General features: G+C 43.0%; 19 protein-coding genes. 15 read left to right on the top strand and 4 right to left on the bottom strand.

Going from position 1 to position 25,798, the window contains the following annotated elements; translation table 11 throughout:
• Window positions 1-78 precede the first annotated feature (78 nt).
• Window positions 79-1,401, top strand: a complete 1,323-nt coding sequence (gene srmB / locus BN3349_RS07420; RefSeq protein WP_040976706.1) for an ATP-dependent RNA helicase SrmB — start codon at window positions 79-81, stop codon at window positions 1,399-1,401.
• A gap of 380 nt (window positions 1,402-1,781) precedes the next feature.
• Window positions 1,782-3,455: a solute:sodium symporter family transporter gene (locus BN3349_RS07415; protein ID WP_040976705.1), complete on the top strand. Its 1,674-nt coding sequence runs from the start codon at window positions 1,782-1,784 to the stop codon at window positions 3,453-3,455.
• Window positions 3,456-3,521: 66 nt separating this feature from the next.
• Here the strand turns inward: BN3349_RS07415 and BN3349_RS07410 are convergent, their stop codons facing one another.
• From BN3349_RS07410 to BN3349_RS07400, 3 genes are all read right to left on the bottom strand, one after another.
• A complete protein-coding gene (locus BN3349_RS07410) occupies window positions 3,522-4,250 on the bottom strand; it encodes a 3'-5' exonuclease (protein ID WP_040976704.1) in 729 nt (242 codons plus the stop codon).
• Entirely contained in the window at window positions 4,247-6,130 is a 1,884-nt protein-coding gene (locus BN3349_RS07405) for a DUF294 nucleotidyltransferase-like domain-containing protein (RefSeq protein WP_040976703.1), read from the bottom strand. The genes BN3349_RS07410 and BN3349_RS07405 overlap by 4 nt, the downstream gene beginning before the upstream one ends.
• 109 nt (window positions 6,131-6,239) lie before the next feature.
• Entirely contained in the window at window positions 6,240-8,153 is a 1,914-nt protein-coding gene (locus BN3349_RS07400; protein ID WP_040976702.1) for a bifunctional 5-dehydro-2-deoxygluconokinase/5-dehydro-2-deoxyphosphogluconate aldolase, read from the bottom strand.
• 319 nt (window positions 8,154-8,472) lie between these two features.
• Between BN3349_RS07400 and BN3349_RS07395 the strand changes: the two genes are divergently transcribed.
• A complete protein-coding gene (locus tag BN3349_RS07395) occupies window positions 8,473-9,309 on the top strand; it encodes a MurR/RpiR family transcriptional regulator (protein ID WP_040976701.1) in 837 nt (278 codons plus the stop codon).
• Between the two features lie 78 nt (window positions 9,310-9,387).
• Here BN3349_RS07395 and iolB read toward each other — a convergent pair whose 3' ends face one another.
• Window positions 9,388-10,215 carry a 5-deoxy-glucuronate isomerase gene (iolB, locus tag BN3349_RS07390; RefSeq protein ID WP_040976700.1) on the bottom strand — a complete coding sequence of 276 codons (828 nt, stop codon included), beginning with the start codon at window positions 10,213-10,215 and terminating at the stop codon, window positions 9,388-9,390.
• Between the two features lie 231 nt (window positions 10,216-10,446).
• Between iolB and BN3349_RS07385 the strand changes: the two genes are divergently transcribed.
• The 12 genes from BN3349_RS07385 to iolE all read left to right on the top strand — a co-directional run bounded on the left by BN3349_RS07385 (window position 10,447) and on the right by iolE (window position 25,796).
• Complete coding sequence (locus BN3349_RS07385) at window positions 10,447-11,955, top strand: CoA-acylating methylmalonate-semialdehyde dehydrogenase (RefSeq protein WP_040976699.1); 1,509 nt, start codon at window positions 10,447-10,449, stop codon at window positions 11,953-11,955.
• A 69-nt stretch (window positions 11,956-12,024) separates the two neighbouring features.
• A complete protein-coding gene (locus BN3349_RS07380; protein ID WP_040976698.1) occupies window positions 12,025-13,161 on the top strand; it encodes a Gfo/Idh/MocA family protein in 1,137 nt (378 codons plus the stop codon).
• Window positions 13,162-13,440: 279 nt separating this feature from the next.
• A complete protein-coding gene (locus tag BN3349_RS07375) occupies window positions 13,441-14,376 on the top strand; it encodes a sugar ABC transporter substrate-binding protein (RefSeq protein ID WP_040976697.1) in 936 nt (311 codons plus the stop codon).
• 142 nt (window positions 14,377-14,518) lie between these two features.
• Window positions 14,519-16,036: a sugar ABC transporter ATP-binding protein gene (locus BN3349_RS07370; RefSeq protein ID WP_040976696.1), complete on the top strand. Its 1,518-nt coding sequence runs from the start codon at window positions 14,519-14,521 to the stop codon at window positions 16,034-16,036.
• A gap of 49 nt (window positions 16,037-16,085) precedes the next feature.
• Complete coding sequence (locus BN3349_RS07365) at window positions 16,086-17,042, top strand: ABC transporter permease (RefSeq protein WP_040976695.1); 957 nt, start codon at window positions 16,086-16,088, stop codon at window positions 17,040-17,042.
• 84 nt (window positions 17,043-17,126) lie between these two features.
• Window positions 17,127-17,999 carry an AraC family transcriptional regulator gene (locus BN3349_RS07360; protein ID WP_180334841.1) on the top strand — a complete coding sequence of 291 codons (873 nt, stop codon included), beginning with the start codon at window positions 17,127-17,129 and terminating at the stop codon, window positions 17,997-17,999.
• A 166-nt stretch (window positions 18,000-18,165) separates the two neighbouring features.
• Window positions 18,166-19,089, top strand: coding sequence for a TIM barrel protein (locus BN3349_RS07355; protein WP_040976694.1), 924 nt, complete (start codon window positions 18,166-18,168; stop codon window positions 19,087-19,089).
• Between the two features lie 11 nt (window positions 19,090-19,100).
• Window positions 19,101-20,264, top strand: a complete 1,164-nt coding sequence (locus tag BN3349_RS07350) for a Gfo/Idh/MocA family protein (RefSeq protein ID WP_040976693.1) — start codon at window positions 19,101-19,103, stop codon at window positions 20,262-20,264.
• An 18-nt stretch (window positions 20,265-20,282) separates the two neighbouring features.
• Entirely contained in the window at window positions 20,283-21,170 is an 888-nt protein-coding gene (locus BN3349_RS07345) for a sugar phosphate isomerase/epimerase family protein (RefSeq protein ID WP_040976692.1), read from the top strand.
• Between the two features lie 299 nt (window positions 21,171-21,469).
• Window positions 21,470-22,624: an iron-containing alcohol dehydrogenase gene (locus BN3349_RS07340; RefSeq protein WP_040976691.1), complete on the top strand. Its 1,155-nt coding sequence runs from the start codon at window positions 21,470-21,472 to the stop codon at window positions 22,622-22,624.
• Window positions 22,625-22,883: 259 nt separating this feature from the next.
• Window positions 22,884-24,824 carry a 3D-(3,5/4)-trihydroxycyclohexane-1,2-dione acylhydrolase (decyclizing) gene (iolD, locus tag BN3349_RS07335; protein ID WP_040976690.1) on the top strand — a complete coding sequence of 647 codons (1,941 nt, stop codon included), beginning with the start codon at window positions 22,884-22,886 and terminating at the stop codon, window positions 24,822-24,824.
• Window positions 24,825-24,899: 75 nt separating this feature from the next.
• Window positions 24,900-25,796, top strand: a complete 897-nt coding sequence (iolE, locus tag BN3349_RS07330; protein WP_040976689.1) for a myo-inosose-2 dehydratase — start codon at window positions 24,900-24,902, stop codon at window positions 25,794-25,796.
• Window positions 25,797-25,798: the final 2 nt, after the last annotated feature.

Genomic DNA, 25,798 nt, shown 5'->3' with positions numbered 1-25,798 from the left:
TCCTAAAAATTGACCGCACATTAGCCGACAAAGTGCGGTATAATCTGCCGCAATTTTAGCGTAATAGTAACAAGAAACATGACAATAGCACAATTTGAAGATTTTGATCTCGCGCCTGAATTATTAAAGGCCGTCCAGCAAAAAGGTTACACGCGCCCGACGGCTATTCAGGCACAAACCATTCCGGCGGCAATGGAAGCGCGCGATGTGTTGGGTTGCGCCCCTACCGGCACCGGCAAAACTGCCGCTTTTTTGCTGCCGGCGCTACAGCACTTACTGGATTATCCGCGCCGCAAGCCCGGCGCACCGCGAATTTTGGTTTTAACGCCGACTCGTGAACTGGCGGTGCAAGTCGCCGAACAGGCGCAAGCACTGGCGCAGTTTACGCATTTAGCTATTGCTACCATCACCGGCGGTGTGGCATATCATAATCACGGTGAAATTTTTAACAAAAATCAGGACATCGTAGTCGCCACACCGGGGCGTTTGTTGCAATATATTAAAGAAGAAAATTTCGACTGCCGCGCGGTGGAAATACTGATTTTTGATGAAGCGGATCGCATGCTGCAAATGGGATTTGGGCAGGATGCGGAAAAAATCGCCGCTGAAACGCGCTGGCGTAAACAAACTCTGCTGTTTTCCGCCACCTTAGAAGGCGAGTTGTTAACGGATTTTGCCGCCCGCCTGTTAAACGAACCGATACAAATTGATGCCGAACCAAGCCGTCGTGAACGTAAAAAAATTCAGCAATGGTATTATCATGCGGACAGCAATGAACACAAAATTAAATTGCTCGCCCGTTTTATCGAACAGGAACAAGTTAGCCGCGGCATCGTGTTTGTGCGTCGGCGCGAAACTGTGCGCGAACTTTCCGACACCCTGCGTAAACGCGGTATCCGCAGCACCTATCTGGAAGGTGAAATGGCGCAAACCCAGCGCACTAACGCCATTGATAAACTTAAAAGCGGTCTTGTCACCGTATTGATCGCAACCGATGTCGCCGCGCGAGGTATTGATATTGACGACATCAGCCATGTAATGAATTTCGATTTACCCTACAGCGCGGACACCTATTTGCACCGCATAGGACGTACCGCCCGCGCCGGCAAAAAAGGCACCGCGGTATCTTTTGTGGAAGCGCATGATTATAAATTGCTGGGCAAAATCAAGCGTTATACGGAAGAATTGCTGAAACCGCGCGTTATCGAAGGTTTACAACCGCGCACTAAAGCGCCGAAAGACGGCGAAATAAAAACCGTTAGCAAAAAACAAAAAGCGCGCCTCAAAGCCAAACAGGAAGAAAAGAAAAAAACCGAACAAAAGAAAAAAATCAAACTGCGCCATAAAGACCGTAAAAATATCGGCAAACGCCGAAAAAGCAATGCTGGTGATAATGGCTAGACGGAGAATTTGACCGTATAAACTTTAATTTTCATATCATCATGGGAAAGCATGTTGCAATAATATGATGTATTTATTAACTAAATTGAATAATATGTCATATTTTCATATCAGCTTTCCCGCTTTTTATATATAAAATAAAAATTTCATTTTCTATACCTTTTGAAGAACCCAATCTTTTTCTATAAAACGAAAAAATCTGCTCAATAACTAATCTACGTATGTTCTATATAAATAAAAGTTTGATCTCCGTAACAAAATAGAATAAAAATATTTGCGTGAGCATAAAATGAAATATATATTCTAATTGTAAGCCTTGTTATGGTTTTGAAGGTGTTATATTCGACATGAATAACTATCAGTTCATATAAGGAATTTCTATGCTTGCTTTTATTTCATTTGTAGGATTTACCGCGCTGGTTGCGATTCTCGCATGGTGGTATACCAGACGCGATGATTTAACGAACTCCGAGGGCTATTATTTGGCTGGACGTTCATTAACTGCGGTATTTATCGCTGGTTCCATGATGTTAACGAATCTTTCTACCGAACATTTAGTCGGATTGAATGGTTTGGCTTATCGTCAGGGTTTTATTGTTATGGCATGGGAAGTGATTGCCGCCATTACCATTGCGGTTTTTGCACTGTATTTTTTACCCAAATATTTAAAGCTCGGTATTGCGACTATTCCGGAGTTTCTGGAAAAACGTTTTGATAAAGGTACATTACTTATTACGTCTTTACTATTTCTCGGTTGCTATGTGATTTCTTTATTACCGATTGTGCTTTATACCGGTGCGTTAGCGCTGGAAAGTCTGTTTCAGGTTTCACATGTTTTTGGTGTGGATAAAACCACCGCACTTTGGATTATGGTGTGGGGAGTGGGTATTCTGGGCTCTATTTATGCAATTTTCGGCGGTTTGAAAGCTGTTGCCGTATCCGATACGATCAATGGTGTTGGATTATTAATCGGTGGTATTCTGGTGACGGTGCTGGGTTTGGCTTATGTTGGCGACGGTAATGCTTGGGTCGGTTTAACAGAGATCTACCATGCAAATCCGGATCATTTCAATTCTATTGGGGATGAAAATTCTGTCGTGCCGTTTTCTACCTTATTCACCGGTATGATAATTTCCAATTTGTTCTTCTGGTGTACTAACCAGTCCATTATTCAACGCGCTCTGGGTGCAAAAAATCTAAAAGAAGGACAGAAAGGCGTATTATTATGTGCATTTCTGAAGTTGTTGGGACCGCTATTGATTATTTTACCGGGAATTATTGCTTTCCATATTTTTCAGGGAAAATTGGATATTCCCGATCAGGCTTATCCGGATCTGGTACATTTAGTCTTACCTGATGCACTGGTTGGTTTCTTTGCCGCAGTTGTGGTTGGTGCCGTACTATCCACATTTAACAGTGCGTTAAATTCTTCCGTTACTTTGTTTTCGCGCAATGTATATAAAACTCAAATTAATCCTAATGCCAGCGATATTCGTTTAGTAAATGTCGGTAAAGTAGTAGGCATTATCCTTGCTGTCGTTTCAATGATTGTTGCACCGTTAGTTGCAAATGCACCGGATGGCTTGTATTTCTTAATTCAGGAATTACAAGGTATTTTCAATGCACCGATTTTAAGTGTTGTTGTAGTTGGTCTGTTAACCAAGCGTGTGCCGCCGATCGCTGCGAAATTCGGGCTGATTTTCGGTATGCTTGCCTACATCGTATGTTCGTTTATCATTAAAGTAGACATTCACTTCTTCCATTTAATTGCAATTTTATTCGTTATTAATGTGGTGGTCATGCTGATTATCGGTCGTATTAAACCAATGGAAACGGCGTACAGAGAAGAATACACAAAACAAGTAGATATTCATCCTTGGGCTTATGCTAAAGCAGTATCGCTAGTCGTAACCTTTTTGTCTGTTTCAATGTATATCTTTATGGCACACTACGTGCCGTCAGTGGTGTGGATTGGCTACTATTGCTTTGGGGCGGCAACGCTGCTTTATTTTCTGTATGTCTTTATTCGCCAACGAACCCAACAAATTCAATAAAAACCAAATGGTAAGGCAACACTCGCCTTACCATTTCACTTTTCTATTGTTGTTTTATAAAATTTTTTATAGCGATCGCTTATATACTTCACCCAGCAACTTACGTTGTTTACCGAACAATCTTTCCAACTGTGCTAAAAACAGCTCACCGGCAGCGATTGCGTCAATCAGTGCATTATGACAGATATACTCGGGCAGATTATAAGCCTGACGTATCGTAGATAAGCGATAATCGGTTTGAGTGCTATCGTTAAGCAATGAACGTTCAATTTTCAGCGTATCCAACCACAGCAACGGAAAACTTCGTAACCCATATCGGCTTGCCAGATAATGATACATAAAACGTTTTTCAATGGTACTGCCATGCGCAATAATAATTCGCCCTTGCATGCGGTAAAACAATTCATTCATCACATCATCCAGATTTTCAACACCATTTAACATCTGCGGTACGATATGATTGACTACCGCAGTATCCCCTTTTACTTGTTGGCGGGCAACAAACTGGTGCCATGAGCGGGAGAGATCCAGTTTGAGGTTATCAATCGGAACGGCTGCAACGCTGAGTATATTGTCCAGCATGGAATTCAGCCCCGTCGTTTCAAAATCGATCACTAAATAAGAAAGTGCGGTCAGATTTGTCTCTGTTTTCGGATAAGGCTGTTGAAACCATTCACGCCATTGCTCAGGATAATCAGTATTTGCTAACCTAGCGTAAAAAGCGCGACGTTGCTGTTCCAGTCGACTTAACGGGTGAAAGCGCTGACGGAGGCGGTTTATTACTTTAAAATTCATCTGATGATGCCTCGTTGAGAAAAACGCATTTCTGCGGCATCTTGAAACTGTGCGATTAAACGAAAGGCATCTTTTAGGTGATTACGTTCAAACACGTTCAACGCATGCGGATCGATGTGATTGTGTATCGCTTGTCCGCCGTGTAGCGCAGTTAGCTGATACTTAAAGCGCATATCACAGACAAATTGATAGGCACCTAGCACATTATCCATTGTCTGTTGATTAATCAGTCCTCGTTTATGACAGTTGGCGAAGCGCTGTTCCGTACTTAGCGTTTCGGTAATTCCCGCTGCCAGCGCATAAATTCGACCTAAATCCACCAGCAGACTGATCGCCCGTTTCTTTAGGTTTAGTTTATTTTTATGCTTGCCTTCTTTGGTTAATACAAAATTTCTGAAAATACTGAGCGGTGGTCGAACACGGATACTGTTTGCCACTAAGTAAGCTAAAAATCGCTTATTATCGGCAACTAAAGCGGTAAAGTGTTGTTGCAGTTCATTCACCAGTGCGATGTCTCCGTAAATTCCCCGCATATCCATCAAGACAGAAGCATTTAACAGGCTTTCCGATTCAGGTTCAATTACCCATTGTGAAAAGTAATTTTTCCATGTCGCTAATGATTGACACCAAACAGGATTTGATGCCATATAGTGACCGGAACAACGGGCGTAACCGCACTGGTTTAATCCATCGTTAACAAAACTGGCAAGACATGTGAAATAATGCCGTTCGTCTGTGCTGAGTTCGCGCTCGACAATTAGGGCATTATCTTGATCGGATAAAAGATGCATTTCATAACGCGCCTGTGATCCGGCTACGACCCAAGCATAACCGCAAGGAGCCGGACCCAGTTGGTGTTCCGCCATCATTAATAATTTGCGGGTAAATGCATCGGCAATCAGCGTCATTACTTTCATAATATCATTGTAAGCCGTCCCGTTTTCTACCAACGCACTAAATAGCCCTTTTTGCTGCGCGGCAACCTCCTCAAGCAGCGGTAACGTGTTGGCCTGAAAAATATGATTAATAATAAAGACCGATTGAATACTGTTATATTTAACCAAATCCGTGGCGGTTAAAATACCGCGAATTTGTCCGTCAATCATTACCGGCAGGCTGCGGATATTATGCTGCATCATCATAGAAACTGCATTGAGTACCAGTTCATTACCATTAATCACCGGTGGTTGCAACGTCATGATATGCGTTACCGGCGTATTAATATCGATGTGTTGGGCAACTACTTTTTTTGTCATATCTCGATCAGTAATAATGCCGATCAGCTGATTTTGTCGCATAATTAATGCTGAAGAACGGCGCTGCTCACACATTTTTAATGCAGCTTGTCGTATTGTTGCGTTATGCTCGACTAATGCGACTTTCGGATTTGCTACATCAATAACCCGTTTTATAAAAATATCGTTCTGATTTTTAATTAAATTATTTTTTGCAAAACTGTGTAAACGCGTTCCCGGATTAGTGGAAAAATAAGCGGCGTATTCGGGATATGCTTTTAATATGTCATTCAGCAAACGAAAAGGCACTTGATAAATCAGGCTGTTTTCCAGCGCGTAGGCTTGATATTTATCCTGCGCTTGATGATCAAAAATCCCGAATCCAAAACTATCGCCATTTTCCAGTCTTGCTCTCAATTGCCCCGATAACTGTCCGCACAGGTGGATTTGCTCTACTGCGCCAATACGTACAATGTATAAATATTCATTTTCGGACCGCACTTCGCCGACAATCGTTTCTCCCTTAGGCACATAACGTATTTCAATATTGTGAGCGATTTGCTTAATCAAGTTATCTGGCAGATGATTAAACGGTGGCACCTGAGCAATAAACAGTTCAATATTTGGAATTAAAGAGTTATCCATTATCACACCTAAGTTTTTTGATTGGATAGGATGTAAAGTATAATCGATAGCAGAAAGCCACCAAAGTGGTAACTTAGGTGGCTTTCGGTATCCTGTGCATTACATTAAATTAGTTTTTGCGATTTTTCCATAACCGGATTAACCGGGCATAACGTTCGGACACTGCGTCAATCAATTGTTGATCATTCAGTTTTCCTGCCAGCCAATCAATTGAAGGTTGCCCAAAAATAGTGCGACCGACGGCGAATCCTTTCACCAGCGGTGCATGTGCGGAAGCCTTGAATACGGCATCAAAGTGTTCTTCCGGCGCATCCAATCCGAGAATCAGAATACCGCGGCAATATTTATCGTTTTGTTCAATCACTGTGCTGATCTGAGTCCAAGCATGGCTGCTTACTCCCGGTAATTTCCACCAATCCGGTTTAATACCGATTGCATAGAAATGCGCGATCATTTCGGCATAATAGCTTTCCAGCTGAGTCATATCCGGCGGTAAAATAATTTCCAGCAGTAATTCATGACCGGTACGGCAGCAAGTCTGATATACCTCTTGCAGTTTTGCATCCTGTCGGGCTTTAAGTTCAGCGTTATCCTCCGGATGATAAAATGCCAGACATTTAACCACATGTTCTGCTGGCCAACTGATCAGCTGGCTGCCAAGATCACCGTGTTCCAGTTGCAGTGGGCGGGAGGAGGGCTGTTCGATCGGACGACCAATCCACCATTTTTTGCCGGTAATCGCATTCAGCGCAGCTTGTCCAAAAGTGGTATCCGCCAGAATACCGGCATGACCGTTGTTTATGCCTTCTTGTTGAGCAGTCTGTTCTGCCGCCTGTAACAATAAGGTTTTCAGTTTTGGAATTCGTTTCGGATCTGCACCGCACTTCTCGGCCATATTCACGAGTTGTTTGCGGTGGTCAAAGGCAAAAATACATAAATCATCCCATTGAGTTTTACGAGTAGTAACTCGATGTAAATGATTAAGCTTGTCGTCTAAATCAGGGCGAGGTACGGATTCCGCACGGGATAAATAATCATCCAGCTCTTCTTTGGTCGGCATTGCCGGCGCACAGCCATGGCGGGAAACGACTAACGCACCGCAGGCATTGGCATAACGACAGCATTGTTCCCAGCTTTCACCGTTAATATAGCCGCGCAGTAAACCGGACATAAAAGCATCGCCGGCGCCTAACACATTCAGCACCTCAACCCGAACACCGTAAACATTAATACCACCGTCAATATGATCTGGGATTTCCCCCTCAAATACGGAACAGCCCAATGCACCGCGCTTACATACCAATGTTGCTGCGCTGACTTTGCGCACATTTTTAAGTGCGGTTAACGTATCGGTTGAACCGCCAGCAATATGAAATTCTTCCTCAGTACCAACCAGAACATCAAAATGATGCAGTACTTCCTGCAAGGATGCGGTAACCGCCGCAGAGTCAATAAAACGGGTTTCACCGTCGCCTAAAGAGGTCAGTCCCCACAACACAGGGCGATAATCAATATCTAATAAACGTTTTGTGCCGTTGCGTCCGGCATATTCAAGCGCGGTCAAAACGGCACGGCGGGTTTTCGGGTGTGATAAATGGGTGCCTGTAATTGACAGCGCTTTTGCCGAAGCAATGTATTCTTCACTGAAATCCTCCGCCGTAATCGCCATATCGGCACAATTGTCGCGATAAAAAATCAATGGGAAAGTCTCCTGATCTTTAATTCCTAAAATGACTAATGCGGTCAGACGTTCTTTATCTGTAATTAAATGGCTGGTATCGACACCAACGCGCTGTAATTCTTCACGCAGAAAACGCCCCATATGCTCATCTCCCACGCGCGCCAACATGGATGACTTCACGCCTTGTACGGCGGTTCCGTAAGCAACGTTACCGGAAGAACCGCCAAGATATTTAGCAAAAGAACTCACATCTTCCAAACGGGAACCAATTTGTTGCGCATATAAGTCCACTGCAACCCGTCCAAGGCAAATTAAATCTAATGTTTTCTCAGTAGTTTTCATTCTGTTTTCCTTAGTGACAAATTAATCACGTGTAACTGATATTGATAAATTATAGATAAATTGAAACATACATTCCAAAAAAGTCAATAAGTAAAATTTACATTTAAGAGGTAGATCACAAAGGTCAGCTTCCTTTGCATAAAGTAGCACCTTTATGCAAGATTATGTACAATAAATATGAAATTTATGTTTCATAAAATTTCAATGTAAAGGGAAGAAGAAAATTGCTTATTTTTTATAAAATAACTATCCAAAAAGTCTTTTTTCTATCATAATTTAGGAGATAAAAATCGTTAAATGTGATCGAATAAGGTAAAAAATGCAAGAAAATTCACAATTGGTTAATTTGCAGAATGAAATTCGCTCCCGCTATGACAACCTAAGTAAGCGTTTAAAACAGGTTGCACAATATGTATTGGATAATAATAACAGCGTTGTTTTTGATACGGTTGCCACTATTTCCGAACGCGCGGGCGTGCCGCCTTCAACATTAATTCGTTTTGCCAATGCTTTTGGCTTTAGCGGATTTAATGAAATGAAACAAATATTTCGTGAAAATCTGATGGAAGAAACCGTTAGTTATACGGAAAGATTACAGGTATTTCGTCAGCTCGAGCCGGAACAGGGCGGTCAGGAGGGCCCGAGCGATATTCTTAATATTTTCGCACAAGCTAACAGCCATGCTTTACAGCAGCTTGCCAATCAAACCTCGTCGGAACAGCTACAAAGTGCGGTGGAAATTCTGAATGATGCTCACAACATTTTCATTGTCGGATTAAAACGCTCTTTTAGTGTAGCTTGTTATCTTGATTATGCGCTGCATCATCTTGATTGCCGTTCTTTTGTCATTAACGGCTTGGGTGGTATGTTTGACGAACAGCTTAATCAGGTAAAAGAGGGAGATGTGGTGGTCGCCATCAGTTTTTCACCTTATGCTAAGGAAACGCTGGAAATTATGCATACCAGCTCACAGAAAGGAATTAAGCAGATAGCGATTACTGACAGCCAGATCAGCCCGCTTATTACATTCAGCGATGTGTCATTCGTCATTAAAGAAGCGCAAGCCCGCGGATTTCGCTCCCAATGTGCTGCGATGACATTGGTACAAACGCTGGCAATTGCATTGGCATTAAAAAAAGAACAGCAAATCAATTAACAATTCAATGATGACGTTCTTCTAAAACAGCAAAAGTGCGGTCAATTTTACCGCACTTTTAAAGGCTTATATTTTTAATTAGAATTTATCTGCGTACTGCCGGGTGTTAATCCATTGGTGGTCTTCTTCCCAAGTAAAACGCCATTTACGTACCGGTCCAGCCATTACGTTAAGATAATAATTGTCATAACCCGCAATGGTGGCGACTGGATGATAGCCTTTCGGCACTTGTACCACATCGCCGTCATATACCGCCATACATTCGTCCAATGCACGATCATCGGTATAAACCCGCTGTAAGCAGAACCCTTGCGGTGGATCGAACCGATGGTAATAGGTTTCTTCCAGATAGGTTTCTGTTTCACTATTTTTCTGATCATGTTTATGGCTCGGATAGGAACTGGTGTTTCCCTCATTGGTAAAGACTTCCACTACCAATAATGCATCGGCCGTTTCTGTTTCTGGCAGGATATTGTGCACCAGCCGCTTATTGTTACCGAAACCGCGCTGTTCCACGCCAACCTGTTCCGGCGCGATTAATCGTGCCGGTAGATTGCCGTTACTTGGTGCTCGGCATACAGCAAGTTCCAGATAAGTTTCTGCGTTGATTTGCACATTTTGATCGTGCGGTACATAGACAGAATAAGGGGGAATACGTTCAAACGGCGATGTTCGATTACCGATATTTGCAAAAGTTTTTCCACCGGCAGAGATTGTTGCCTGTCCGGCAATCAGCACGAAACATACTTCCGTATTTTCTGTGGCGAAATGTAACATTTGTCCCGCCTGTAAATGAAACATTTCAAAGCCTACATATTCCCATCCCGCACTTTCAGGGGTGATTTTTTGCACTTGTCCGTTTGATGCCGGGTGATTTTTTGCTGATTTAGATAATAAATAACTCACGCTAACCTCCATTCATCATTATTTAAGATAATTCTACAATAAAATCATACCGCACTTAGTCGAACTTAAGCAGAAAAAGATCTCAAATATCCGACCTAGATCACAAAATGAAATATTTATTTCAAAATAATACAAAAACAGAATTGAAAAATTTATTTCATTATTCTAATCTAATCATACTGAAAATTATACGAGTCAATCATTCATCTCAATGACATTATGGAGTAAAAAATGGAAACTGTTTTAAATTTTATTAATGGAAAACAAGTGGAAAGCCGGGGTGAAAAAGTCTGGCCTATCTTTAATCCAGCAACCGGCGAACAAATCCGTCAGGTTAGAATGAGTACCCCGGATGAGGTTTTGGAAGCGACAGATATTGCGCAGAAAGCATTCCCGGCTTGGGCTGCGACCTCACCATTGCGTCGCGCTCGTATCTTATTTAAATTTAAAGAATTATTACAACGAGATTGGGATAGTTTAGCCCAAATTATTACTCAGGAGCATGGTAAAACTTTCTCCGATGCAAAAGGTGAACTGACCCGCGGTTTGGAAGTTGTGGAATTTGCCTGCGGTATTCCGCATTTGCTGAAAGGTGAATTCTCGGAACAAGCTGGTCGCGGTATTGATATTCACTCGGCAATGCAGCCGTTGGGTGTTTGTGTGGGTATTACCCCGTTCAATTTTCCTGCCATGGTACCGATGTGGATGTTTCCTATTGCGCTTGCTTGCGGTAATGCCTTTATTTTAAAACCGGCTAAAGCAGATCCGTCATTATCAATACGATTAGCTGAACTATTAAAAGAAGCAGGATTACCTGACGGCGTCTTTAATGTCGTACATGGTGATCGTCATGATAACGAAATTTTATTACGCGATCCTCGTGTAAAAGCGGTGAGCTTTGTCGGTTCATCCGTTGCAGCAGAATATGTGCATAAAGTCGGTTCTGAATATGGCAAACGAGTTCAAGCATTAGGTGCGGCAAAAAATCACGGTTTAGTCATGCCTGACGCGGATATTGATGCCACAGCTAACGCGTTGCTGGGCGCTGCATTTGGTGCGGCGGGCGAGCGTTGTATGGCATTGCCGATTGCAGTCACCATTGATGATGAAACAGCCGATAAATTGGTGGCGGCACTTAAACCGAAAGTGGAAACGCTGCGTTTCGGACCGGGCATGCCGAAGGATGGTGAGGAAGAAATGGATTTCGGCCCATTAATCAGTCAGCAGCATTTAAACAATGTTACCAATTATGTCAATAAGGGGGTCGAAGAAGGTGCCACTTTAGTGGTTGACGGTCGAGGTAAAAAACCGATCGGCTATGAAAATGGTTTTTATATCGGACCTTGCTTGTTCGATCACGTTACGCCGGACATGGTAATTTATAAGGAAGAAATTTTCGGACCGGTTCTCGGTATTGTGCGGGCGAAAAATTTTGAAGAAGCTATGACATTAATCAATGAACATCCGTTTGGTAACGGTAGTGCGATTTTCACCAATAATGGTGCGGCAGCACGAGAATTCACTTATCAGGTACAAGCCGGTATGGTCGGTGTCAATATACCGATCCCGGTACCAATGGCATTCCATTGTTTTGGCGGTTGGAAACAATCCGCATACGGTGCGTTAAACGTCTATGGTCCGGATGGTGTTCGTTTCTATACCAAAATGAAAACGGTCACAACACGCTGGCCGGATATTGACATGAACACTCAAGCTGCGTTCAGTATGCCTACATTATAAATTTACCGTTAAGTATAAAAAGAGGGCTGCGGCTCTCTTTTCTGTGTGCAAAGACAGGAGGAATTAATGATGAAAAAAATCAGAGTCGGATTAATCGGTACCGGTTATATCGGACGCTGCCACGCTATCGCATATGCTCAGGCGCCGACCGTATTTCCTTTGGACGCAGAATTGAAACTGGAATATCTTGCCGAAGTAACACCGGAGCTTGCCGCACAAAAAGCATTAGAATTCGGTTTCAGTCGTTCCACTGGAAACTGGCAGGATGTTGTTAACGATCCTGATGTCGATGTTGTAGATATTTGTACGCCGAATTTTCTGCACAAAGAAATCGCACTTGCCGCCATTGCCGCAGGTAAGCATGTTTATGCTGAAAAGCCACTGGCATTAACCGCAGCTGATGCCAAAATCATGTACGATGCCGCGCGAGAAGCGGGAGCAAAAACACTGGTTGGTTTTAATTATATTAAAAACCCGACTACACAGCTGGCGCGTGAAATTATCGCTCGTGGCGAAATCGGTGAGATCGTACATTTTTACGGTACTCATAATGAAGATTATCTTGCCGATAAAAACACCGCACTTGACTGGCATTGTATTAAAGCCAAAGCCGGATTGGGTGCATTAGGTGATCTGGCTGCACATATTGTACAAATGTCTCAGTATTTGGTGGGCAGTGACATTGAAAAAGTCATCGGTGATATGGAAACCGTGATCAAAACCCGTCCGAATCCGTATAACCTGAAAGAACGGCTTAATGTAGAAAATGAGGATCAAGCGACCGCACTTATGCGTTTTGCCAATGGTTGCATGGGAACAATTGAAACCTCACGAATCGCTTGTGGACGTAAGATGGGATTAAGTTATGTGATCACCGGCACGAAAGGCACTATCAGTTACACCCAAGAACGAATGGCGGAATTACAGCTTTATTTGCATGATGATGATCCGGCAAGACAGGGATTTAAAACGATTCTGACCGGACCGCTGCACCCAGATTACAAACATTTCTGTGTCAGTGCTGGTCATGGCATTGGTTTTAATGATCAAAAAACCGTTGAAATTCGTGACCTGATTAACGGTCTGGTAAATAATCAGACTCTATACCCTGATTTTGAAGAAGGGTTTAAGGTTTCAAGAGTACTTGACGCAATAGCCTTGTCCTGTAAGCAGAAATGCTGGATCAGGGTTAGTGATATTCTTTAAATGCTTTCCATATGATAGCGCCAGCATTCTGCTTGGCGCTTTTGTAATGATTTTTTTATTCTAAAAAATGCATCAACAGAAAATTATTTCGAAAACAAGATCTATTTCACACTTTCTTAACTTCATAATTGCAGGGTTATCGGCTTAATGCTATACATATTTGCAGACATTTTGTTCTAATTTGTCTTATTTTGAAATTTACATTCACAAAACCTCCTTGTGCATATAGCGGTATCATCAGGATGTTATATTTCAACTTACTCTGACAGGAGCAACATTATGAAAAAAGCATTATTAGCCATGTTATGCGGCGGTCTGTTATTAACCTCTCAGACTGTAACGGCAAAAAATATTGTTATCGGTGCACCGATGGTTTCTTTTGCTGATAAATGGCAAACCTATTTGCAGGATTCTATTCGTGATTTTGATGCCAAACATGATGATGTCGAGATCAAATTATCCGATGCCAATAGCGATCCTGCCCGCCTGTTAAATGATGTAGAAACCTTTATTGATCAGAAAGTCGATGCTTTATTAGTGGTTCCGACCGATCCCAATATTATCAAAGTGATCGGGCGCAAAGCGAAAAAAGCCGGAATACCGTTGGTTATCGTGAACCGTAAGCCGCATGATGACGATATGCAATATGTCACCAGTTATGTCGGTTCTGATGAGATTGAAGGTGGTCGGATTCAGGCCAACTACATTGTTAATGCGTTGAACGGCAAAGATGCGCAGGCAATCATTTTAATGGGCGTGCTGGGGTTGGACGCGACGACAAAACGTACTCAGGGTAACAAGGAGGTTTTTGCTCAGCACAATAACATTAAAGTATTAACCGAGCAGGAAGGAAAATGGGATCGCGCTAAAGGTCTGGAAATTGCGGAGAACCTGTTAGCTGCTCACAAAGGTCTTAATGTGATTGTTAGTAACAATGATGAAATGGCGATTGGTGCCATTCTGGCCAGTCGTAAGCTAGGTATTAAGGATGAGGATATTACTATTGTTGGTTTGGACGCAACGCCGGATGCGCTAGAGTATTTGGGTAAAGGTTTGGACGCTACAGTATTTCAATCTGCTCAGGGACAAGGTGCTACAGGTGCCGAGGTAGCCTATCTGGCGGCTAAAGGCGAAAAGGTGCCGGCAATCAAATGGGTGCCGTTCGAGCTGGTTACACCGGATAAAAAGGAAGAATATCAGGCCAGATATAAATAATATTGTTTGATTCCCAAGGCGATGTGCTGTTTATCTTGCCCATCGCCTGACCAATACTACCCAAAAAACAATCGCACTTTAAAGCCCGGCTCGGAAATGACGCCCCTAAGCCTTTTCCCAGTACGGAATTAAGGAGTTACAGATGAATGATTCGAATCGTTCCCCTTATATTTTAGAAATGCGCAATGTGTCTAAAACATTTCCGGGAGTCAAAGCATTAAATGGCATTAATCTCAAGGTTAAACGCGGCAGTATCCACGCACTAATGGGGGAAAACGGCGCAGGTAAATCCACCTTGATGAAAATTTTGTACGGTATTTACACGCCTGATGATGGTGGTGAATTAATTCTGGATGAAAAGCCATTCAAACCAAATCGCCCGATTGACGCTATCCGCAACGGACTCACTATGGTGCCGCAGGAAATTTCACCGGCGGCGAATCTAACAATTGCCGATAATTTTTATTTAGGTCGGGAACTCACTACCGGTAGATTCTTTTTAAACCAGAAAGAAATGGATCGGAAGGCTGCCGCTATTTTACAGGATCTTGGGGTTCCCATGGATGTTACCGTCAAAATGTCGGATGTTTCCGTCGCAAAAGCGCAACTGGTAGCTATTGCGACGGCGGTATCTAACGATGCCAAAGTGATTATTATGGATGAACCGACGACCGCTCTCACTGAAAATGAAGTAGAGCAATTATATAGAATCATTGATACCGTAAAACAACGCGGTATTGCCATTATCTTTATTTCTCATAAATTGGATGAAGTATTCAAAGTCGCCGACGAAATTACCGTTATTCGCGACGGTCAGTATGTGGGTACAAAACCGGCTAAAGCCGTGACGAAAGACGAACTAATCGCCATGATGGTCGGTCGTGACATGTCCGAAATGTTTCAGCGTGAACGTTTTCCTCTGTCCGATGAAACCGTTATTGAAGTTAAAAATTTTACCCGTGCCGATAAATATCGGAATATCAACTTTAAAGTCCGTAAAGGAGAAATATTCGGTATTGCCGGACTTGTCGGGGCGGGTCGTTCGGAAATTGTGGAAGGGTTATTCGGTTATAAACCTGCCGACAGCGGAGACATTTACATTCACGGGAAAAAAGCGGAAATCCATAATCCATTGGATGCGATGAAATATAAAATCGGTTTTGTTACGGAAGACCGCAAGTTGACGGGGTTGTTTCTCAATCTCAGCATTACCGACAATATGATCATGCCGAAAATGTCTCCTTATCTGGAAAATTTTCTGCTTTCGGTTACTCGTGCCGCTAAAACGGCACATGAACAGAAAAATAAACTCAAAATTAAAGCGCCTAATGTAGATGTTATCACCAATAATTTATCTGGCGGCAATCAGCAGAAAGTATTGCTTGCCCGTTGGTTGTTGCTAGAGCCGGATATTCTTATTCTAGATGAACCGACCAAAGGTATTGATGTTGGCGCAAAAGCCGAGCTTTATAAATTAATGGTTGAACTGTCAAAACAAGGTAAAACCATCATTATGATAACCTCCGATATGCTGGAGCTGCTTTCGATGAGTGACCGTGTCATGGTTATGCATGAAGGCTGTCAGGTAGGTATTATTCCGCATCAGGAATTAACTCAGGAACGGGTGTTGGAATTAGCGTCGGGACTTGCACGTCAATAATTACCCAAACACAAAAATTTGTCTCAGAATAATGAATGAGGTATGTATTATGTCAAACGCCACGTTGAAAAAAATAATTAATGCTTACGGAATGATTTTTATCCTGATAGGCTTATTTCTGCTTTTATCCGTTTCGATCGACGGTTTTTTCTCGGCTCGTACCGTGTGGAGTATTATTGAACAGGTATCGATGTTCGGTATTATTGCAATTGGTGTAACTTTTGCAATTATCACAACCGGTATTGATTTATCTTCCGGTTCAATGGTAGCGCTGACCGCCGTAGTTTCCGCGTCTATTGTTACCGGTGGCGATGCCGTTAGCGCTGCGATTCTTGCCTTTGCCATTTCATTGGCGTTGGGGGCATTGATGGGGGCGATTAATGGCGGTCTAACCGCATTAGGTAATATTCCGCCGTTTATTGCCACGCTTGGTATGATGATCATTGCTCGCGGCGCGGCACAGCTTTATTCCGACGGTCGTCCGATTGATGCCTCGTCAGAAGCGTTTACTTGGATTGCAGATGTCAATGTTTTCGGTTTACCCGGTCTGGTTATTTTGTATATTTTAATCGTTATTGGTTCACACATATTGCTCAGCCGTTCAACCTTTGGTCGTCATGTTTATGCCGTCGGCGGTAATTTAAATGCGGCTAAAATCTGCGGTATCAATACTACCCGAACACTTATTTGGGTTTATACGCTGGCAGGTGCATTATCCGGTCTTGCCGGCGCCTTACTGGCAGCAAGAACTTATGCAGGCAACCCTTCTTACGGTCTTGCGTGGGAGCTGGATGCTATCGCGGCGGCAGTGATCGGTGGCGTATCGTTAAGCGGTGGTTTTGGCACGATTCCGATGTGTGTTATCGGTGCGCTCATTATCGGTACGACCAACAAGGGGTTGAATATGCTGGGCGTTGATCCGTACTGGCAGCAAATTGTCAAAGGTCTGATCATTGTTGTTGCTGTTTTGTTGGATACCCTGAAACGCCGTAAAAAAGGCAGCTGACCATTTTAATTTAAACGGTATTACAGGCTTGATACAACACATACTGTCGTGATGTAATACCGTCTATCAATGGATTATCGCAAAATGCTCCAATATTTCCTCAATGACAACAAAAGTTCGATTTTTGAAAACGGGCGGTTGCCGCAATTATTATATTTATGCAATACGGAAACCATGCAGCAAAATTTTCCGCGTACATTACATAAACATGATGATCGACTGGAAATCGTGTTTATTGTAAAAGGAAAAGGCAGTCATCTCATCGGTGATGTGACTTACCATACCAAAGCCGGCGACATTCTAATTTTCAATCAAGGCGTGATTCATGATGAAATGGCGGAGCTGCATTCCGATATGGTGGTTTATTGCTGTGGAATCAACGGGTTAAATATTAAGGGGGCAGAAAAAAACTGTTTATTTGATATCGCCTCTCCCGCCGTTATTTCCAGTGGCAATCAGCGCCATGTTATTGAACAACTGCTCGCCCTAATGTTCACCCAAATTAAAGAAAGCGCTAATCAGGCAAGTGAAAGCTGTCGTTATCTGCTTTCTGCTTTGCTGAGCATTATCGTACAGTTACCGAGAGAGAATATACAGTCGCTCCCTTTCAGAAAATTACCTTTAGTCGAACAGGTAAAAAATTACCTTGATGCACATTACACCGAAAATCTTTGTTTGCAAACGGTCGCTTTTCGTTTTAAGGTCAGCCCCTTTTATCTGGCACATTTGTTCAAACGGCAAACCGGATTTTCGCTTATTCGTTATTTAATCCGTCGCCGTATCGGCGAAGCGCAATCTTTGCTAATCAATACCAATTACAGCGTAAACCAAATCGCCGGTTTAGTTGGCTATGATAACGCCAATTATTTCAGTACGTTGTTCTCCCGCATGATTGGTATTTCCCCGAGTCAATACCGCACTTCATGGATCGGTAAAAAAGTGCGGTCGATTTTTTAACTGTTTTTAGCTGAGCGCAACATAATGAAGATACCCTATCGAATTTGTGCGCTGTATCGCAAAAAAATCCATTTTAGCGCTATAAAAATAACAAGATCGTTAAGATTCAATTGCCCGCAACTTTATATACTGTCTTCGACAAACAACCAAAAAACGGAGTGAAGTCATGAGCATCAGAATTTCTACTGCACCTTGCTGCTGGGGTGTTGATGATCCCAACAACCCTTATCTACCGCCATGGACGCAGGTATTAAATGAGGCACACCTTGGCGGTTATCAGGGGATTGAACTCGGTCCTTACGGGTATTTACCGCTTGACATCCAAACTGTTTCGACACAATTGAAGCGAAATAAGCTTCATATTGTTGCCGGAACGATTTTTGATGATCTGGTCACTGCGGACAATCAGGCTAAATTAGCGCAGCAAACTCATGATATTTGTCGCCTGATCACTCGTCTCCCACAGGCTCCGTTGGAACCGAAACAAAAATTTCCGACGCCTTATCTGGTAATTATTGATTGGGGGCATGAAGAGCGCGATTATGCTGCCGGTCATCCGGACAAGGCGCCTCGTCTGCCAAAAGTATTATGGCAACAGATGATCGAGCACATTCGGAAATTAGCACAAATCGCTAAAAGCTATGGTGTACGGGCAGTTATTCATCCGCATGCAGGAGGATACATTGAATTTGCCGATGAAATTGAGGCTGTTGTAGGTGATATTCCTTATGCAACGGCAGGATTATGCTTGGATACCGGGCATTTATTTTATTCCAAAATGGATCCGGCAGCGTCACTACGTAACTATGCCGATCGACTAGATTATATCCATTTCAAAGATATCAACCCAATAGTTTATGCACAGATAATGCAACAAAAGATCCGCTTTTTCGACGCCTGCGCTCAAGGTGTCATGTGTCGTATCGGCGAAGGTTGCATTGATTATGCCAAAGTGCGGTCTGTTTTAAGCGAGGAATTGGATTACCACGGTTACATCACGATTGAACAGGAACGCGATCCGCGTAATGTGGGCACGAGCTTGCAAGATGTCAAAAGCAGTCGCGATTATTTAACAAAAATCGGATTTTAAGGAGAGAAATAATGCTTTACGGTGAAAAGACAGTGGAACGTCCAATTCGTTGGGCAATGGTCGGCGGTGGTCACGGTAGTCAGATCGGCTATATTCATCGTTCCGCCGCTTTACGGGATTTCAGTTTCAAACTAGTCGCAGGGGCATTTGATATTGATGCCGAACGCGGTCGAGCATTCGGTCAACATTTACATGTTGAGGCACAACGCTGCTATCCCGATTATAACACGATGTTTATCGAAGAATCGAAACGCCCCGATGGCATTGAGGCGGTTTCTATCGCAACGCCAAACAACACGCATTTTGAAATTTGCAAAGCTGCACTGGAAGCCGGTTTACATGTAATCTGTGAAAAGCCGTTGTGTTTTAGTTATGCTCAAGCAAAAACACTTGAGGCTCTGACCATTGAACATGATCGTATCGTAGGGATCACTTATGGTTATGCCGGACACCAAATGATCGAGGAGGCGCGCTGTTTAATTGCTGCTGGCGCATTAGGTGAAATCCGTATCGTCAATATGCAGTTTGCTCACGGTTTCCATAACTCTGCCGTCGAAAATGCGGCGGCAAGTACAAAATGGCGAGTCGATCCGCACTCTGCCGGTCCAAGTTATGTATTAGGTGATGTAGGCACCCATCCGCTTTATCTTTCAGAAGTCATGCTACCGCAGCTAAAAATTAAACGTTTGCTTTGTTCCCGCCAAAGTTTTGTAAAAAGCCGCGCGCCATTGGAAGACAATGCGACCACACTGATGGAATATAACACGGGCGCAGTGGCGACGGTTTGGTCTTCTTGCGTAAACTGCGGTTCCATGCATGGTCAAAAAGTTCGGGTAATCGGTGAAAAAGCCAGTATTGAGTGGTGGGATGAACAGCCGAATCAATTACGTTTCGAAGTGCAGGGAGAACCGGTTCGTATTTTAGAGCGCGGTATGGGATATTTGCACGATAGCGCCCGGCAAGAAGATCGTATCGGTGGTGGGCATCCGGAGGGACTGTTTGAAGCATGGTCAAATTTGTATGCCCGTTTTGCAAAAGCCATGGTGGCAAAGGAGCAGGGAAAATCCATTGATTTCTGGTATCCCGATATTCATGCTGGTGTAGAAGGCGTACGCTGGGTGGAAAATTGCGTCAAATCTGCCGATTCCGGCGGGATCTGGATTGATTATGAGTAAAGGTAAAAGGAGTAAATAATGAAAATTGCATTTGATGTTGATGTATTAGCCAAACAAATGAGCATTAGCGATATGGTATATCAAGTAGCAGATTGGGGTTATAAATATATTGAACAATCACCGCACCCGCGTATTAATCCGTTTTATAAACATCCATTATTTTCGCGTGAATGCGAACAAGAATATCGCACTGCATTACAGCGTACCGGAGTTGAAATTTCCTCTTTTATCGTAGTCTATCGCTGGTCGGGCCCAAGCGAAGAACAACGCCGGCATGCGGTTGCCAACTGGAAGCGAATGATTGAAATAGCCGATAGTATGGATGTGCGGGTGATTAACACGGAACTGTCAGGCGACCCACACCAGCCGGAACTTTGCAACGGCATGCTGTTTTGTTCGTTGGATGAATTAATGCCGTATTTTGAGCGGTACGGAATTCGCTGTGAAATTCAGTCTCACCCCTATGATTTTTGTGAATTGAATAATGAAACGTGCGATATAGTGAAATCCTATCGTTCGGCGCATCTGAAATATGTTTATTCTGCTCCGCACGGATTTTTCTATGACAAGGGAAAAGGGGATGTGCGAGCGATGTTGGAATATGCGGGCGAAGACCTTTCACACGTGTTATTTGCTGATACTTACAATCAAAGTTTGGATTGCCGCTATATTGTTAATCCGCCGCAGACCGATGCGGTTGTTCACCAACATTTGCCGATGGGTGAAGGGGATGTGGATTTTGATGGTATTTTCGAAAGTCTTAGAAAAATGAAATTTTCAGACCGCACTTATTCGGTTGGCGGTGAATCTATTGCCTGTGTCTCAATGTTCGGATTTGCCGAGAAAATGGCAATAGAAGCGCCGAAAGCCAGAGAGCGGATCGAAAAGGAATTATCAGCCAGATAATTTTTTGTCCGTATTCAATCATTAATATAATGATCTGCCTTGGAAAAGTCGGAAATAAACCGACTTTTTAGGGCAAATTGAGTGTAATTTATATCAGTTTTTATATTATTTGCTGCCCTATCATTTAACTGTTAACCGGATCACAAAACGCTTAAATTCTTCTTTTTCTCATTGACAACAGAGAATCATCAAAATATATTTTTTTTGAAACAAAAATATCATAAAATTTAATATATAAAATATATTTTCCGAATACTGTTTTCTTAAAATTAACTACATCGATATATTTGGAGGATAACATGACTTTTACGGCATTCAGTATTCCTAATAAAGTGGTACATGGCGCGGATGCACTTAACTATTTGTCCACTCTACAAGGGAAGCGGGCAACTTTAGTGACTGGCGGTAGTTCAATGAAACGTTTCGGTTTTCTGGATGAAGCGCGTTCATTGCTTGAAACAGCCGGTTTTGAGGTACAGATTATTGATGGCGTAGAACCGGATCCGTCCATTGCAACCTGTATTCGGGGCGGACATAAAATGGCCGAATTTAATCCTGATTGGATTATTGCCATCGGCGGCGGTTCACCCATGGATGCAGCTAAGATCATGTGGGTATATTATGAATATCCCGATTATGATTTTAATGAATTAATCAAGTTTAATTTTCCTAAATTACGCCGCAAAGCTAAACTGATTTGTATTCCTTCAACCAGCGGTACCGCATCAGAAATTACCGCTTTCAGCGTAATTACAGACACTCAAAATGCCGTGAAGTATCCACTTGTCAGTCCAGATATTGTGCCTGATATTGCAATTTTGGATACCCGGCTCCCGGCTAAAATGCCGCCGCTAATTACTGCGCAAACCGGGATGGATGTGTTGACGCATGCAATTGAAGCTTATGTATCCACCGCTTCGGATGATTTTACGGACCCTTATGCGCTGGCAGCGATCCGCTTGGTGTTCAATTATCTGGAACGTGCAGTATGCGAGCCAGATAATATGCAGGCAAGAGAAAAAATGCATACCGCCTCAACTATTGCTGGTATGGCATTTAGTAACTGCTCGCTTGGTATTGTGCACAGCATGGCACATAAAATAGGCGGTCAATTCCATTTAACGCACGGTGAAGCGAATGCATTAATTTTGCCTTATGTCATACACTTCAATCGCAAAGCAACAGATAAATATGCGCGTTTGGAAACATGGTTGCAGATTGATAATCTTGAACAGGCAATCCTGCAATTAAACCGGCGAGTCGGTCTTTCCGCTTCAATCAGAGAAGGAAAAAATACAATGATTACTGAAACGGATTTTCTTGCGGCACTCGATCGCATGAGCCGGCTTGCGGTTGATGACGCCTGTACTTTAACTAACCCGCGCAAGCCGACAGTTGAGGAAATCAAAGCAATTTATAAATCGGCTTATTATGGCTATGAACTAACTGTATAACCCAGGTTTTGCCTGTTTTGATCAATATCCTGACAGGTTGTCATTATGATCAAGTCAAACGAAAGTACGGTGTTTCACCGTACTTTTTGTCTTAACAGAGTGTAACCCGTTTTTTAAACAATATATTTTGCAACAGATATTGATTGAAAATTTGATCCTTGCCACAAAAATGAAATTTATTTTTCATTTATATTTTATTCGGAATAAAAATGTGATTATATAGTTTAAAAATTAAATTGTCCGTTATCAGGAGATGAATATGAAAACGATCAGACTTACAGTCGCACAGGCACTGGTTAAATTTCTGGATAATCAATATGTAGAATTTGATGGCAAAATAACTAAATTTGTTGCTGGTGTGTTCGGCATCTTCGGCCACGGTAATGTATTGGGATTAGGTCAGGCGCTGGAACAGGATAGCGGTGATCTTATCGTTCGTCAGGGTCGCAATGAGCAGGGAATGGCACATGTTGCAACCGGTTTTGCCAAACAAAAACTGCGTAAGCAGATTTATGCCTGTACTTCTTCCGTTGGTCCCGGGGCTGCTAATATGATCACCGCAGCGGCAACGGCATCGGCAAACCGAATTCCGCTGCTTTTGCTGCCGGGCGATGTATTTGCAACACGTCAGCCGGATCCCGTATTGCAGCAAATTGAGCAGTCTTATGATCTGAGTATCAGTACTAATGACGCCTTTCGTGCGGTAAGCAAATATTGGGATCGTGTCAGCCGTCCTGAACAATTAATGACAGCTTGTATTAATGCCATGCGGGTGTTGACCGATCCGGCTGAAACCGGTGCCGTAACGATCGCATTACCGCAGGATGTTCAAGCGGAAGCTTATGATTTTCCAGTTCATTTCCTGCAAAAACGCATTCATCGAATTGAGCGAACTCCGCCTACAGAACCGATGTTGCTTGATGCACTGACATTGCTTCAAAGCAAGAAAAAACCATTAATTATATGCGGCGGAGGTGTGCGTTATTCACAAGCGGCTGAACAATTAAAGGCGTTTGCCGAAACTTACAATATTCCGTTTGCTGAAACGCAGGCCGGCAAAAGTGCGGTCGTTTCTGAGCATTATTTAAATGTCGGCGGGGTCGGTGAAACGGGCTGTTTAGCGGCGAACTTGCTGGCGAAAGAAGCGGATTTGGTTATCGGCATAGGTACCCGATATACCGATTTTACTACATCATCGAAATGGATCTTCCAGAACCCGGAAGTCAGTTATTTAAATATTAATATTGCACGTTTTGATGTCTATAAGCTTGATGGTGTGCAGGTCACAGCCGATGCGAAAGAAACGCTAGAAAAACTGACCGCACTTTTAGCGCCGAGCGGTTATCAGGCACAATGGGGTGATCGGATTGCCGATGTTAAACAACAATTTGCTGCGGAATTGGAACGGGTGTACAACTTGACTTATACCGGTGCCGATTTTATTCCGGAAGTCGCGGATCGCCTCAATACCGATGCGGTATTTGCCGAATTTATCGAAATAACCAAATCGGCACTGACTCAAAGCCGGGTGCTGGGCATTTTAAATGAAAGCCTGCAAGAAAATGATGTTATCGTCGGGGCCGCAGGTAGTTTACCGGGTGATGTACAGCGCTGTTGGCAATCCAAAGGCGAAAATACCTATCATCTGGAATACGGTTATTCCTGTATGGGCTATGAAATAAACGCCGCACTTGGAGTAAAACTCGCACAACCCGACAGTGAAGTTTATGCCTTAGTCGGTGATGGTTCTTACATGATGCTGCATTCGGAGCTAGTCACGTCTATTCAGGAACACAAGAAAATTAATGTGGTGCTTTTTGACAACATGACCAATGGTTGTATTAATAATTTGCAGCTAGGGCATGGTATGGATAGTTTCGGTACCGAATTCCGTTTCAGAAACGAGCAAACTGCGCAGTTGGATGGTGGTTTTGTACCGGTCGATTTTGCAATGAACGCAGCTTCTTATGGTTGTAAAACGTATAAAGTAACCACTGAGGAGCAATTACGCGCGGCGTTAGCGGATGCACAAAAACAAACGGTTTCGACGTTAATTGATATTAAAGTATTACCGAAAACAATGGTTCACGGTTATGGCAGCTGGTGGCATGTGGGGGTTCCGGCCGTATCGGATAAAGCCACCGTACATGAAGCTTATGAACATTCACTACAGCGTATTAGTGAGGCCAGACGCTATTAAGCCGGGTTTCTTGTTTGAGGACGAAGACAATCAGGCAACGGAATAATTCAATCATTCTTTGTAGAAGGAAAAATTATGAAAGCTGAAAATGTTAAATTAGGTATCGCGCCTATCGGTTGGACAAATGACGATATGCCGGATCTCGGCAAAGAAAATACATTTGAACAATGTATCAGTGAAATGGCATTGGCGGGATTTACCGGCAGCGAAGTGGGAAATAAATACCCGCGGGATGTCGAAATACTAAAACATAAATTAGCAGTACGCGGTATTCAAATTTGTAACGCTTGGTTCAGTACGTTTTTTGTGGACGGAAAACGGGAACAAACCCTGAAAGATTTTATTCAACACCGCGACTTTTTACATGCGATGGGGGCAAAGGTTATTGGTTGTTCCGAGCAAAGCCGCAGTATTCAGGGGACAACTAAAGCCGTATTCAAAGAAAAAACCGTATTTACCGACAGTGAATGGAAATTATTAGCCGAAGGTTATAACGAATTGGCGAAACTGGCGGCGGAAAAAGGAATGCGCGTATGCTTACATCATCACATGGGAACCGGTATTCAGACACCGGCAGAAATTGATCGCTACATGGCGGAAGTTAATGATGATGTCTATTTGTTATTCGATTCAGGTCATATTTACTATTCTGAAGGCTCACAGCAAGCTATGCTGCAAGTGTTGGAAAAATATATTGATCGTATCATTCACGTACATTTAAAAGATGTTCGTGATGAGGTAGTGGCTGAAGTAAAAGCGCATGATCTGAGTTTTCTAGAGGGCGTGCGTAAAGGCACTTTTACGGTTCCGGGAGATGGTGTTATCGATTTCAAACCGATCTTCGACATTTTGGAAAAACATGATTACAAAGGCTGGATGGTTGTGGAAGCCGAACAGGATCCGGCAATTGCAAATCCGTTTGAGTATGCAGTAAAAGGACGTAAATATATTAAAGAAGTTGCGGGGATTTAATG

It is taken from the genome of Necropsobacter massiliensis (assembly GCF_000827595.2).
Lineage (GTDB): Bacteria > Pseudomonadota > Gammaproteobacteria > Enterobacterales > Pasteurellaceae > Necropsobacter > Necropsobacter massiliensis.
Note: the sequence above shows the minus strand (reverse complement) of the source record. Positions and strands in the feature narration are given on the sequence as shown.

What these genes read in the sequence shown, in the direction of transcription:
- srmB (WP_040976706.1), top strand. Translation starts at nt 79, where the DNA reads ATGACAATAGCACAATTTGAAGATTTTGATCTCGCGCCTGAATTATTA.
- BN3349_RS07415 (WP_040976705.1), top strand. Translation starts at nt 1,782, where the DNA reads ATGCTTGCTTTTATTTCATTTGTAGGATTTACCGCGCTGGTTGCGATT.
- BN3349_RS07410 (WP_040976704.1), bottom strand. Translation starts at nt 4,250, where the DNA reads ATGAATTTTAAAGTAATAAACCGCCTCCGTCAGCGCTTTCACCCGTTA.
- BN3349_RS07405 (WP_040976703.1), bottom strand. Translation starts at nt 6,130, where the DNA reads ATGGATAACTCTTTAATTCCAAATATTGAACTGTTTATTGCTCAGGTG.
- BN3349_RS07400 (WP_040976702.1), bottom strand. Translation starts at nt 8,153, where the DNA reads ATGAAAACTACTGAGAAAACATTAGATTTAATTTGCCTTGGACGGGTT.
- BN3349_RS07395 (WP_040976701.1), top strand. Translation starts at nt 8,473, where the DNA reads ATGCAAGAAAATTCACAATTGGTTAATTTGCAGAATGAAATTCGCTCC.
- BN3349_RS07385 (WP_040976699.1), top strand. Translation starts at nt 10,447, where the DNA reads ATGGAAACTGTTTTAAATTTTATTAATGGAAAACAAGTGGAAAGCCGG.
- BN3349_RS07380 (WP_040976698.1), top strand. Translation starts at nt 12,025, where the DNA reads ATGAAAAAAATCAGAGTCGGATTAATCGGTACCGGTTATATCGGACGC.
- BN3349_RS07375 (WP_040976697.1), top strand. Translation starts at nt 13,441, where the DNA reads ATGAAAAAAGCATTATTAGCCATGTTATGCGGCGGTCTGTTATTAACC.
- BN3349_RS07370 (WP_040976696.1), top strand. Translation starts at nt 14,519, where the DNA reads ATGAATGATTCGAATCGTTCCCCTTATATTTTAGAAATGCGCAATGTG.
- BN3349_RS07365 (WP_040976695.1), top strand. Translation starts at nt 16,086, where the DNA reads ATGTCAAACGCCACGTTGAAAAAAATAATTAATGCTTACGGAATGATT.
- BN3349_RS07360 (WP_180334841.1), top strand. Translation starts at nt 17,127, where the DNA reads ATGCTCCAATATTTCCTCAATGACAACAAAAGTTCGATTTTTGAAAAC.
- BN3349_RS07355 (WP_040976694.1), top strand. Translation starts at nt 18,166, where the DNA reads ATGAGCATCAGAATTTCTACTGCACCTTGCTGCTGGGGTGTTGATGAT.
- BN3349_RS07350 (WP_040976693.1), top strand. Translation starts at nt 19,101, where the DNA reads ATGCTTTACGGTGAAAAGACAGTGGAACGTCCAATTCGTTGGGCAATG.
- BN3349_RS07345 (WP_040976692.1), top strand. Translation starts at nt 20,283, where the DNA reads ATGAAAATTGCATTTGATGTTGATGTATTAGCCAAACAAATGAGCATT.
- BN3349_RS07340 (WP_040976691.1), top strand. Translation starts at nt 21,470, where the DNA reads ATGACTTTTACGGCATTCAGTATTCCTAATAAAGTGGTACATGGCGCG.
- iolD (WP_040976690.1), top strand. Translation starts at nt 22,884, where the DNA reads ATGAAAACGATCAGACTTACAGTCGCACAGGCACTGGTTAAATTTCTG.
- iolE (WP_040976689.1), top strand. Translation starts at nt 24,900, where the DNA reads ATGAAAGCTGAAAATGTTAAATTAGGTATCGCGCCTATCGGTTGGACA.